The organism is Stenotrophomonas sp. STEN054 (genome assembly GCF_056854535.1).
The window spans coordinates 1-11,988 of record NZ_JBXFWG010000075.1 but is presented as its reverse complement, the minus strand read 5'-3'; the positions used below and the strand labels follow the sequence as shown (position 1 = coordinate 11,988).

Genomic DNA, 11,988 nt, shown 5'->3' with positions numbered 1-11,988 from the left:
CCCGGTCTTGCCGTGTGCGCAGGACAGCGCACACGAGCAAGCGGCGACCAAGCCCCCATGGATGGGTTTACGGCGTCCCCGCAAACCCACAGTGCCCCGCCATCCCACGGAATGCCGCTTCGGCTTTTGACGTTGCCGTTGCATTGAGCGGGTGCAGGGCGCAGCCCTGCAATAAAAAACCCTCTTCACCTCAGCTGGCTGTCCTTGCTGCCGCGCCGGTTGTAGCCCGCATGCGCCTGCTCATCGTCGTCCAGCGCCTGCTGGCAGGCCACGCACAACCGTACGCCGGGCACGGCCTCGCGCCGCGCCAACGGGATCGGCGCGTCGCATTCCTCGCAGTGTTCCAGACCCGGGCCCTGCCGCAGCTGGCGCCGCGCGCGGGCGATCGCATCGTCGACGGTGGCGTCGATCTGGTCCTGTACCGCGCCGTCTCCCGCCCATCCGGTGGCCATGGCTCTCCTCCGCAGGTGTGTCGCCTGATATGGGGACGATACACCCCGCAGCAAACGGCAGCGCCGGGCCCGGCCCGGCGATCGCCGCAGCCGGTTCAGCCGCGCCTTACCAGACGAGGTCGTCAGGAACCTGGAACTGGGCGTAGTACGCGTCGTCCTCGGCGTTGCCGGTGGAGATCTCGGCGGTCGAGCCCGGCTGGCCGTGGTCGACGATGATTGCTTCCGGGGCGCGCTCACGCACCTTCTCGGCGGCGGCACGCGGCAGCAGCGCATAACCCTCGCTCTGGGCGACGATCACCAGCACGCCCACCGACAGCGCCTTGCGCAGCTTGGGGTCGATCAGCAGGGTGCGGATCGCCGCGCCGTCGCTGAAGCGGTATTCGTCATCGCCCTTGTGGGGCACGGCATGGGCGGTGATGATCTGCTTCGCCTGCGCCTTCTGTTCAGCCAGCTTGGCCTGCGCATTGCGCTCGGCGGCCAGCGCACGGTCACGCTCGACCTTCTCGGCGCGGGCGCGTTCAGCTTCGCGCTGGACCTCGGCCGAGGTCGATTCCGCCTTGCCCTGGCGGGCCTTGGCCTGCGCGCTCGCGGCGGCGCTGGCCTGCGACTTCTTGGCCAGGCCGGCCTTGAGCAATTGTTCCTGCAGCGCGTTGGGCTTTGCCATGGTCGTTGCGTACCGCGTGTAATCTTGGATGCCCCATTCTACCGACGCCCCGCCGCCCCTGCATGGCTGTCCTGAAGTACCTCACCGGCTATCCCGAACCCCTGGTCGCCCAGGTCAGCGAACTGCTGGCCCAGGGCAAGCTCGGCCCCTGGCTGCAGCAGCGCTACCCCGACCCGCACGAGGTACGCAGCGACCGCCAGCTGTACGACTACACGCAGGACCTGAAGGACCGTTACCTGCGCAAATCGGTCCCGCTCAACAAGGTCTGCTACGACAACACGCTGGAAGTCATCAAGCATGCATTGGGCACCCACACCGCCATTTCCCGCGTGCACGGTGGCCGCCTCAAGGCCAGCCGCGAGATCCGCATCGCCACCGTGTTCCGCCAGGCGCCGGCAGCCTTCCTGCGCATGATCGTGGTACATGAACTGGCCCACCTGAAGGAGGCCGACCACAACAAGGCCTTCTACCAGCTGTGCCAGCACATGGAGCCGGAGTACCTGCAGCTGGAATTCGATACCCGCCTGTACCTGACCGAGCTGGCCAACCGCAGCCAGCGCTGACCGCCCGCAGCAGCTACACTGCGCCCCCCCAGACCGACCTGCCCGCCATGGAACCGACCCGCCTCGACAAACACCTGGCCGCCCTGCTCGGCATCCCGCGCGGCGAGGCGCGCCGCTACATCGAAGGCGGCTGGGTCACGGTCAATGGCGAGGTGGTCGAACAGCCACAGCGCCCGGTCGATGACAGCGCGGTGGTCGTGATGGCCGAACAGGCCGAAGACACCAAGGCCGAGCGGGTCACCATGCTGCTGCACAAGCCCGCCGGCGTTGCCGCCGAGGCGCTTTGCGCAATGGTGAGCAGCGCTACCCGCAGCGAGCTCGATGCCAGCGACATCCGTCCGCTGCAGCGTCATTTCCATGGGCTGCAGCTGGCGGCATCGCTGCCGGCGGCCGACAGCGGCCTGGTGGTGGTCAGCCAGGACCCGGCCACCCTCGCCCACCTGCAGCGCAACCTGGGCCGGACCGAACAGGAATACCTGGTGGAAGTGGCCGAGGGAGGGCCCGAGCGCGGGCCGTGGCTGATGGCACGGCTGCAGCACGAATCCGGTGGCGCCAAGGTCAGCTGGCAGAACGAGCAGCGCCTGCGCTTTGCCGGCAAGGGCCTGACCGCCAAGGGCCTGCGCACGGCGGTTGGCAACGCCGGGCTGCAGGTGGCTGCGGTTCGCCGCCTGCGCATCGGCCGCGTGGCGTTGGGGCCGCTGCCGCCGGCGCAGTGGCGTTACCTGGGCAGCGACGAGCGGTTCTGAGCCTGCGCGCCCCGCTTGCGCGGCGTCATTCCAGCATGACGCCCATCCTCTAGCATGCAAGGATGAAAACACACCGGCCCTTGTGGCGACGCGCACTACGGTGCGCAACCATCCTCGTCGCACTACTGGTGCTGCTGGTGCTGTCCGGCCTGCTGCTGGCAGACTACCTGACGCCTCAGGCGCGCGGACCGGCCAGCCATGCCCTGCCCGTGCAGCCTTCGCAGACCGCGATCGACCAAGTGCTCGGCCCGCAGCAGCGGACACATCCAGGCAAGTCAGGCGTCGCCTTCCTCGGCGATGGCATGGACGCCTACGCGGCCCGTGCGCTGATCACCGGGCAGGCCGGGCGCAGCCTCGACCTGCAGTACTACATCTGGCACGACGATCTGATGGGTCATCTGATGGCCAAGGCCCTGTATGACGCGGCCGAACGCGGCGTGCGGGTACGCCTGCTGCTGGATGACATGAACGGGCGCGACAAGGATGGGCTGATGCTGGCCCTTGACCGCCATCCGAACATTGAGATCCGCCTGTACAACCCGTTTAGAAACCGCAGCGGGCTGCTGCGCATGGTCGAGATGGTGCAGCGCTTCTTCAGCGTCAACCACCGCATGCACAACAAGAGCTGGATTGCCGACGGCCGGGTCGCGATCATCGGCGGACGCAATATCGGCGAAGAGTATTTCAGCGCGCGCACGGATGTGAACTTCCAGGATCTGGATCTGCTTGTGGCAGGCCCGGTCGTGACCGATGCCAGCCGGATCTTTGACGATTACTGGAACAGCGAGGCTGCGATTCCGGTAGCAGCCATGGCGTTCCAGACCGACGCGCAACTGCGCCTGCTGGTGCGCCAGATCCGGCACGAAGCGGGTCGCGATGCCGCCCGTCCCTACCTGGAGCGCGGAAAGGGCCTGCGGGAAGCGCGCCGCCCTTACCTGACAGCATTGCACTGGAGCAGCAACGTCAGCGTCATGTCCGACCCCCCGCTGAAGCACAAGCGGGATGACCGTTCGCAATGGCTGGTCAGTACCTTGGTGAAGCAGCTGCAGTCGGCGCGCACCAAAGCCCTGCTCATCTCCCCGTACTTCGTGCCCGGCAACGAGGGGCTGGACGGCTTTTCGACCATGAGCTGGCGCGGCGTGCAGGTTGGTGTGGTTACCAATTCACTGGCCGCCAATGACGTCGCTGCTGTCCACGGCGGCTATCGCGGTTACCGCATCCCGCTGCTGAAAGCAGGCGTGCAGCTCTACGAGCTGAAGGCCCAGGGCCAGTCAGGCAACGGCGGGGTCTTTGGCAGCAGTGGCGCCAGCCTGCACACGAAGGCCTTTGTCATAGATGATCGCCGTGGTTTCGTTGGCTCGTTCAACCTGGACCCGCGCTCGGCGTACCTCAACACGGAGATGGGCGTGCTGTTCGATGACCCTGTGCTGGGCAGGAAATTAGGGGAGGAGTACCTGCGGCTGGCCGATCCCCAGCACAGCTGGTGGCTTGCACTTGGCCCCGACGACGAGCTTCGCTGGTTGGAGCGTGCACCCCCACCACGCTGGGCCGACGCCGAGCCGGAATCCACGCCGCGCCAGAGAATCCTGTCGCGGGTGATCGGCTGGCTGCCGGTGGAATCGCAGCTGTAGCGCTCACGCGCCGCCCTCGCCGTGGGCGTCGTGCATGGTTTCATCCAGGGTTTCCACGTTGCGCCCGTGCAGGCGCCGCCAGATCCAGCGCAGGGCGTGCGGCGGCGCTGCGGGCAGCTGCTCCAGCAATGCCAGCATGCGCGCCTGCGTACCGTGACCGTGGCGACACAGCAGGCTGGCGGCCGCAGCCGCGCTGCCCAGGCGCAGGCTGTCGGCCAGCGGACCTTCGGCATCGGCGGCCAGCGCCTGATGCACCGGTTCGGGCAGGTCCCAGGCTGCCGCCACGCGCTGGGCCAGCGGCAGCGACCAGCGCTCCAGCAGGTCCAGGGCCAGCGTCGGCGCCACCGTCTCGTTGCGTGCCTGTGCTTCCTGCAGCAACTGGCGCATCACCAGCGCTGCGCCCAATCCCTGCACCAGGCCGAGCCACTGCGCGGCGAAGGCATCGCCGAAGGTGACCGTGCGCGCATGATCCGCCGCCGCGCGCGAGGCCAGCAGCGCGTGCTCCCAGTTGATCGCGCTGAACTGCGGGAACACCTCGCACTGCACCTGCATGACCGGCTGCACCAGCACGGCACTGATGATCTGCCGCACGCCTTCGGTGCCGACCAGGGTCACCGCCCGCTGCAGGCTGTCCACCGGACGCTCGTACACCTTGTAGGCCGGGCTGTTGGCGATGCGGAGCAGGTTGCCGGTCAGCACCGGGTCCTGGCCGATGATCGCGGCCATCACCCGTGCCGAGGCCACCTCGTCATTGACGGTCTGGATCAGCTGCGGCAGCAGCTGCGGGCGCCGCGGCAGCTGCCGGGTCGCCCAGTCACGGTCCTGCAGCGCGCGGTCCACCACGTCGGCCAGGGCGGACGGGCCGGGCGTGGCCGGCTCGCCTGCCAGATGCGGGTACAGCGCCAGTGCATGCAGGCCACGCTGCAGGTGCGCGGCGATCTCCGCCGGCGGCAGCGCCTCGCCCTGCAGGCTGGCTGCAGCGGCGGCCACGGCCTGCCGCGGTGCCGTCGCCAGGCGCACCGGGGCCGTGCCGGACAGCCGGGACACCCATCCCACCAGCGTTTGCCACCAGGCCGGCCTCATCCGGATCGGCCCTGTCGTTGCACTGCTGCTGCCACTGACTGCCCCTGCGCGTTCTTCACAACGGCCACCTGCCGTCGACGGTGCATCGGCCGCACTTTCATCTTCTTTAACCCGGACCGCTTGGATCTGCACGGCAGATGTCGGGGGAATGGACTAGAATGACGCCGCGCGACCCGTCCTCTAGCCATGACGACGTCGCTTTTTTTGTTTTGGGACCCTACCGTTCATTGGCAGTTCGCTGCAGTTAGCCGCTGATCGCGCCATCGGAGACGCCATGCTATTCGAAACCCTCGCCACCACCGGCCACGAACAGGTTGTGTTCTGCCACAACCAGGATGCCGGCCTGAAGGCGATCATCGCCATCCATAACACCACCCTGGGCCCGGCCCTGGGCGGCGTGCGCATGCGCCCCTACGCCAGCACCGACGAGGCGCTGGCCGACGTGCTGCGGCTGAGCCGGACGATGACCTACAAGAATGCACTGGCCGGGCTCAATGTAGGCGGCGGCAAGGCGGTCATCATCGGTGACCCGAAGGTGGACAAGACCGAAGTGCTGTTCCGCGCCTTCGGCCGCTACGTCGATTCGCTGGGCGGTCGCTACATCACCGCCGAGGACGTCGGCACCGACGTCAACGACATGGAAAACATCTATCTGGAAAGCCAGTTCGTGACCGGCGTGCACCAGGTCCACGGTGGCTCCGGCGACCCGGCCCCGTTCACCGCCTATGGCGCGCTGCAGGCGCTGATGGCGTCGCTGCGCTTCAAGTTCGGCCACGAGGAAGTGGGCAAGACCAGCATCGCCGTGCAGGGCCTGGGCCATATCGGCATGGAGCTGGTCAAGCTGCTGCGCGACCGCGGCGCCAAGCTGTACGTGACCGACCTGGACAGCAGCCTGGTCGATCGTGCGGTCAGCGATTTCGGTGCCGAGGCGGTCAAGCCGGACGAGATCCACGAGGTCAACGCAGACGTGTTCGCACCGTGCGCGCTGGAAAGCGCGATCAACGCCGACACCCTGCCGCGCATCAAGGCCAAGATCATCTGCGGCACCGCCAACAACCAGCTGTCCAGCCTGGAGATCGGGGATGAACTGCATGCGCGCGGCATCCTCTACGCGCCCGACTATGCGGTCAACGCCGGTGGCGTGATGAACGTGTCGCTGGAGATCGACGGCTACAACCGCGAACGCGCGATGCGCCTGATCCGCAGCATCTACCACAACCTCACGCGCATCTTCGAGCTGTCCCAGCGTGAGAACATCGCGCCGCAGCGTGCGGCCGACCGCATCGCCGAAGCGCGCATCCTGTCCATCGGCAAGCTGAAGATGCCGCTCGGCCGCAGCACACCGCGCCTGGGCAACCTGCGCGGCGGTTGATCCGCCCGCGAACGGACACAGGGGATGCCGGCCAGCGGCCGGCACTCCCTGCTTTTCCCGATCAGAAAGCGGCGCTGTAACGCAGCGCCACCTGGCGCAGATCCCCACGCGGACCGAAGCGCTGGTCGTAGCCGAAGCCCAGCCGCGCGTTGCGGCTCAACCACGATTCCACCGATACGCCGAACAGGCCACCGGAACGCGTCGGCTGCAGGCCGGCCATCGGTGCCCATGCGTCGACGCCGACGAAGCTGGCGTCCGCATCCTGGCCCTGGCTGGACAGCAGCTGCTGCCACTCGGCATAACCGCGCAGCGACCAGCCGCGCCACTCACGCTCGGCGCGCACACCGGCCAAAGCCTGGCTGCGCCTGCTGATACCGCCCTGCGTGCGCAGGCCGAAGCCCAACCCGCCCTGTTCGCTGAAGCGATCGTTGTCGACCCGCGCGTAATCGGCGCCCACGTAAGGGGTCAGCGCTGCCTGCGCCGAACCGAAGCGGTAACCGGTCTCCACGCTGGCCATGCTGAAGCTGCCGCCGTAGCGCGCATTGACGACGTACTGGCCGGCTCCCAGCAGCAGCTGGCGATCGATCTGGCGGGTGAACTGGCCAGCGCCCACCTGACCCAGCGCGTAGGCACCACCGCTGCTCCAGCCCGCGTACAGCTGCGCCTGCGACTGCCGGTCACGCCCGCGGTCGCCGCCCCAGCTGCTGTTGCTGTAGCTGCGCAGTTCGCCAAAGGCGAAGCCGAGCACGCCGTTGCCGCCCATCGCCACGTCCTGGCCCATCATCCAGCCGCGGCTGTCGGTGCCGCTGGCCGAGAAGCTGCCCTGGCCGGCATCGCCCAGAGCGTTCTGCCAGGCGCCGCCCAGCCGCGGAGCGGCCTGGACCTGGCCGAAGCGGGCCGACAATGCACGGCGGCCCAGGTCGATGCTGTCGAACGTGGCCGCAGCGGCCAGCGCATGCGCCTTGCCGGACAGGCTGTCCAGACTGGCCTGCAGGGCCTGGTTGCCTTCCACCCGCTGCAGCGCGGCCGCGCCATCGGCGAAGGAGGCCGAACCGGCGCCGAGATCGAGGCGTTCGAACGCTGATTCCACCCGCAGCGCCGAGGCCAGCGCGGCGTTGGAGGCGCGCGCCACGCTGGCGGCCTGGGTGACGTTGACGCGGTCAGTGACCAGCACCACGTTGTCGCTGCCGTAGGTCAACGAACTCTGCAGCAGGGTGCCCTGCGGCAGGCTGTTGCTGACCGCGTCGAAGCGGCCGGTGACGCCCTGGCCGGCATGCAGCACGGTCTGGGTGCGGCCATCGGCAGCCACGTAGCCGCTGACGATGCTGGCGACGTGCACGTCACCGCCCTGCAGGGTGGCCGTGCCGGTGATCTCCAGTGGGTTGGAACCCAGCGAAATGCTCAGCCGCGCGCCGGCACGATGCAGGTAGTTGCCCTCGATGGTGGCGCTGGTATTGGCGTTGCGCAGGATGATGGTGGCGCCGTTGTCGACATTGCCGCGGATCCGGCTGGTGCCGTTCATGAACTGCAGTGCGGCGCCCTCGGGCACGCCGGTCTGCGGCACCACGACCACGTTGGAGGTGATCGACGCGCCATCGCGCAACGCCAGCGTGCCCTGTTCGATGCGGGTTTCGCCAGTGTAGGTATTGGTGCCCGACAGCCCCAGCGCGCCGACGCCCTGCTTGACCAGGCCACCGCTGCCGCTGATGTCGTTGCTCCAGACCGAATCCAGGCCGGTCTGCGAGACGTTGACCACGGCATTGCCCCAGTCGAACTTCGCCGGCCCGTTGATGGCCTTGGCGATGTTCAGCAGGCCATAGCCGAAGGTGCTGTCCACGCCGGGCGCGCCGAGGTCGGTGGCGGTGCCGAGCAGGGTCTGCCGCACCAGGTCGTTGCTGAAGTACGGATATTTCTGCCAGACCACGGCCGCCGCACCGGACACCAGCGGCGCCGCAAACGAGGTGCCGTAGTTCCACAGCAGGGTGGAGCCGGTCGGGTAATTCGGATTGACGAAGATCGCCGCACCGGGCGCCGCGAGGCAGTAGCTGGCCGCCACGCCGCAGGCATTCGCATACCCTGCCAGCTTGCTGGGGTCGGCGGAGTCGACCGCGGTGACCGCCAGCCAGCCACGCTCCAGGTCGGCGGCCGGGCGCGAATTGTTCGGGCCGGCCTGGCTGGGCAGCGCCGCCATGTCCGACGGGTTGGCCTTGGATTCATTGCCGGTGGCGAACACCACCAGGCCGTTGTTGCCGATGATGAAGGGGCGGTACTCGGCCGCGATCGGGGCGGTGGCCGCAGCATTGGTCCAGTACAGCCCGCCCCATGAGTTGTTCATGATCTTCACGCCCTGGTTGATCAGGTCCTGGTGGACCCCCGCCAGGCCAAGCGCGCCATCGACCTCGTTGCCGTTGCCCGACCCGTCGTCGGTGGGGCGCGTGTCGGAAATGATCCGTGCGGAGACGATCTGCGCGTTCGGCGCGATGCCTCCCGGCCACGACCCGAAGGCCTTGCCCGCCGCCAGTTCGGCCACCGCCGTGCCGTGGCCGACCACGTCATCGTTGTTGAGGTTGTTGCTGCGCGGATCCACGTAGCTGTAGTTGGCCAGCACCCGCCCGGCCAGGGTGGGATGGTTGCGCTGCACGCCCGAATCGACGATGCCGATACGCACGCCGCTGCCATCCAGCCCCGCGCTGCGCGCTGCGTCGGCCTTGGTGATGGACAGGTGCGCGTTGATCGCCGGTTCGGCCGGCTGGGTGGGCGTGGTCGGAGGAGTCGGGGGAGGCGTCGTGGGCGGCGGCGTGGTCGGTGGGGGATCGATGCGCACGTTGCTGCCGCCGCCTCCGCCGCCACATGCCGTCAATGCAACCACCAGTGCCGATCCCAGGGCCGACCGTGCCATCGTCTTGCGTTCCATCGATTCCTTCCCATGAACGTTGGCCTGCCAAGTTCCCTGCAGGCATCAAGGACTGCCCGGCGGCAGCCATCGCCGACCCTCTATACTTGGGCCGACCCCCACGCAGTCTGCCGGGAAACAGCGCTGCATCCAACAGCCGCCGTCTCCTTTCCGAACATTGCTCACGCATCAACGAGATTGCCATGTCCAACATCGTCATCGCCGCCGCCAAGCGCACCGCCATCGGCTCCTTCCTCGGCCAGTTCAACGGCGTGCCCACCCCGACCCTCGGCGCGGCCGCCATCGCCGCTGCCCTTGAACAGTCCGGGGTTCCGGCCAGCGACGTCTCCGAGGTCCTGATGGGCTGCGTGCTGCCGGCCAACCTCGGGCAGGCGCCGGCCCGCCAGGCCGCCATCGCCGCAGGCATCCCGCTGTCGGCCGGTGCCACCACGCTGAACAAGGTGTGCGGCTCGGGCATGAAGACCATCATGCTCGGCCATGACCTGATCAAGGCCGGTTCGGCCACGGTCGTGGTCGCCGGCGGCATGGAATCGATGTCCAACGCCCCGCACATGCTGCCCAACTCGCGCACCGGCAACCGCTTCGGCAACTTCCAGGCGGTGGACCACATGGCCCACGATGGCCTGGTCAACGCCTACGACGGCAAGGCCATGGGCGAGTTCGCCGAATGCGCGGTGGACAAGTACCAGTTCACCCGCGAGGAGCAGGACGCCTACGCCATCGAATCGGTGCGCCGTGCCCAGGCCGCGCAGGCCAATGGCGCATTCGCCGACGAGATCGTCGCGGTGAAGGTCGCCACCCGCAAGGGTGAAGTCGAGTTCGCCACCGACGAGCAACCTGGCCGTTCGGACATCGGCAAGATCCCGACCCTGCGCCCCGCATTCAAGAAGGACGGCAGCGTCACCGCCGCCAGCTCGTCCAGCATCTCCGACGGCGCCGCTGCGGTGGTCCTGCTGACCGAGGAAGATGCCACTGCGCGCGGCATCACCCCGCTGGCCCGCATCGTCGGCCACGCCACCCATTCGCAGGAACCGGAGTGGTTCACCACCGCCCCGATCGGCGCGATCCACAGCCTGCTGCAGAAGACCGGCTGGACCCTGGACCAGGTGGACCTGTTCGAGATCAACGAAGCCTTCGCCGTCGTCGCCATGGCGCCGATGCGTGAACTGGGCATCCCGCATGCGAAGATCAACGTGAATGGCGGTGCCTGCGCACTGGGCCATCCGATCGGTGCGTCCGGTGCGCGTCTGGTGGTCACCCTGGTCAACGCCTTGCGCACGCACGGCGGCAAGCGCGGCATTGCCACGCTGTGCATTGGTGGCGGCGAAGCGACGGCCATCGCCATCGAATTGATCTAAAAGGGATTAACGCTGATTTCGCAAAAATGAATGCGGGATCGCTTGACAGCCAAACGTGGCTTGTCATCATGTTGTCGGCGCGCAGTTGCGCGTTGCCTAATTCAACGACGAGGATTCACACAATGAGCATCAACAAGCTGCTGGTCGCTATGTCCCTGGCCCTGGCCCTGGCCGCCTGCTCGAAGCAGGAAGCTGCCCAGGACGCCGCTGCTTCGGCCAACGAAGCCGCCACCGAAGCCCAGGCTGCTGCCGACCAGGCCGCCGCTGCTGGCACCCAGACCGCCGACGCTGCCCAGCAGGCCGCTGACACCGCCGCCACCGCTGCCGACGCTGCGACCGACGCTGCTGCCCAGACCGGCGCTGCTGCTACCGACGCTGCTGCTGAGCAGGCCAAGGACGCTGCCAAGGCTGCCGAAGGCACCGCCGAGCAGGCCAAGGACGCTGCTGAAGAAGCCAAGAAGTAATAACTTCTTTCTTCACGCTGTTCTGGAAAAGCCGCTGGTTCGCCAGCGGCTTTTTCTTTGCCTGAAGGTTTGCCGCGGCACCACCACCGGGCCTTCACGACGGCATGAATAGGCTGGCGTCCCCATCCATTCCAGCACTGGAGACCGCCATGAAGATCCGTCCGCTGACCACCACCCTGCTGGCCGCCTCCCTGCTGCTGGTCCTGGCCGCCTGCAAGGGTCCGGAAGCCGAACAGGCCAAGCAGGACGCTGCACAGGCCGCTGACAGCGCTGGCGCCGCCGCCCGCGAAGCCGTGGACAAGGCCGCCGCCGCCACCCGCGAAGCCGCCGACAGGACCGCCGAAGCCTCCGAGCACGCCGCCGCCGACACCCAGCAGGCGCTGGACAATGCCGCCGACGCGACCGCCAACGCCGCCGACCAGGCCAAGGCCGCCGCCACCGATGCCGCCGCCCACGCCAGCGACGCCACCGCGACCGCCGCGCAGAAGGTCGCCGACAAGGCCCGCGACGTCGCCGCCGACGCCAAGGCCAACGCCGCCAAGGAAGAAGCCAAGCACTGATCCACCGCTGCGCGGGCCCGCCGGGGGCCCCCCCCGCCCCCCCCCCCCCCCGGGCGGGGGGGGGGGGGGGTGTGCGCCCCCCCCCCCCCCCATCTACCCCAACCCCCCCCCCGCCCCCGCCCCCCCCCCCCCCCCCCGCGGGTCGCGCGGGGCGGGGCCCGCCACGCCATCAGCCCCCTTT

At 68.4% G+C, this 11,988-nt stretch carries 11 protein-coding genes; 7 read left to right on the top strand and 4 right to left on the bottom strand.

What is annotated here, in order from left to right; all coding sequences use genetic code 11:
* Positions 1–185: 185 nt before the first annotated feature.
* Both AC1VXD_RS18835 and AC1VXD_RS18830 read right to left on the bottom strand, forming a co-directional pair.
* Positions 186–452 (bottom strand): DksA/TraR family C4-type zinc finger protein, encoded by a 267-nt coding sequence (locus AC1VXD_RS18835; RefSeq protein ID WP_108770729.1) that lies wholly within the window; start codon positions 450–452, stop codon positions 186–188.
* Between the two features lie 106 nt (positions 453–558).
* Positions 559–1,116, bottom strand: coding sequence for a DUF2058 domain-containing protein (locus AC1VXD_RS18830; RefSeq protein WP_333629436.1), 558 nt, complete (start codon positions 1,114–1,116; stop codon positions 559–561).
* Positions 1,117–1,178: 62 nt separating this feature from the next.
* Between AC1VXD_RS18830 and AC1VXD_RS18825 the strand changes: the two genes are divergently transcribed.
* The 3 genes from AC1VXD_RS18825 (at position 1,179) to AC1VXD_RS18815 (ending at position 4,056) form a co-directional block, all read left to right on the top strand.
* Positions 1,179–1,679, top strand: a complete 501-nt coding sequence (locus AC1VXD_RS18825; protein WP_108769568.1) for a M48 metallopeptidase family protein — start codon at positions 1,179–1,181, stop codon at positions 1,677–1,679.
* A gap of 47 nt (positions 1,680–1,726) precedes the next feature.
* Complete coding sequence (locus AC1VXD_RS18820) at positions 1,727–2,425, top strand: RNA pseudouridine synthase (protein ID WP_482993332.1); 699 nt, start codon at positions 1,727–1,729, stop codon at positions 2,423–2,425.
* 62 nt (positions 2,426–2,487) lie between these two features.
* On the top strand, positions 2,488–4,056 hold the full coding sequence (locus AC1VXD_RS18815) for a phospholipase D family protein (RefSeq protein WP_482993331.1): 1,569 nt from the start codon (positions 2,488–2,490) through the stop codon (positions 4,054–4,056).
* A 3-nt stretch (positions 4,057–4,059) separates the two neighbouring features.
* Here the strand turns inward: AC1VXD_RS18815 and AC1VXD_RS18810 are convergent, their stop codons facing one another.
* Positions 4,060–5,139: an HDOD domain-containing protein gene (locus AC1VXD_RS18810; RefSeq protein ID WP_482993330.1), complete on the bottom strand. Its 1,080-nt coding sequence runs from the start codon at positions 5,137–5,139 to the stop codon at positions 4,060–4,062.
* A gap of 274 nt (positions 5,140–5,413) precedes the next feature.
* Between AC1VXD_RS18810 and AC1VXD_RS18805 the strand changes: the two genes are divergently transcribed.
* Positions 5,414–6,511, top strand: coding sequence for a Glu/Leu/Phe/Val dehydrogenase dimerization domain-containing protein (locus AC1VXD_RS18805; RefSeq protein ID WP_079222727.1), 1,098 nt, complete (start codon positions 5,414–5,416; stop codon positions 6,509–6,511).
* Between the two features lie 61 nt (positions 6,512–6,572).
* Here AC1VXD_RS18805 and AC1VXD_RS18800 read toward each other — a convergent pair whose 3' ends face one another.
* Positions 6,573–9,425: a S8 family serine peptidase gene (locus tag AC1VXD_RS18800; protein ID WP_482993329.1), complete on the bottom strand. Its 2,853-nt coding sequence runs from the start codon at positions 9,423–9,425 to the stop codon at positions 6,573–6,575.
* A gap of 182 nt (positions 9,426–9,607) precedes the next feature.
* Here AC1VXD_RS18800 and AC1VXD_RS18795 point away from each other — a divergent pair, with 182 nt between their 5' ends.
* The 3 genes from AC1VXD_RS18795 (at position 9,608) to AC1VXD_RS18785 (ending at position 11,807) form a co-directional block, all read left to right on the top strand.
* Positions 9,608–10,783, top strand: a complete 1,176-nt coding sequence (locus AC1VXD_RS18795; protein WP_482993328.1) for a thiolase family protein — start codon at positions 9,608–9,610, stop codon at positions 10,781–10,783.
* A 122-nt stretch (positions 10,784–10,905) separates the two neighbouring features.
* Positions 10,906–11,247 carry a hypothetical protein gene (locus AC1VXD_RS18790; protein WP_116864087.1) on the top strand — a complete coding sequence of 114 codons (342 nt, stop codon included), beginning with the start codon at positions 10,906–10,908 and terminating at the stop codon, positions 11,245–11,247.
* A 149-nt stretch (positions 11,248–11,396) separates the two neighbouring features.
* Positions 11,397–11,807, top strand: a complete 411-nt coding sequence (locus AC1VXD_RS18785) for a hypothetical protein (RefSeq protein WP_482993327.1) — start codon at positions 11,397–11,399, stop codon at positions 11,805–11,807.
* Positions 11,808–11,988: the final 181 nt, after the last annotated feature.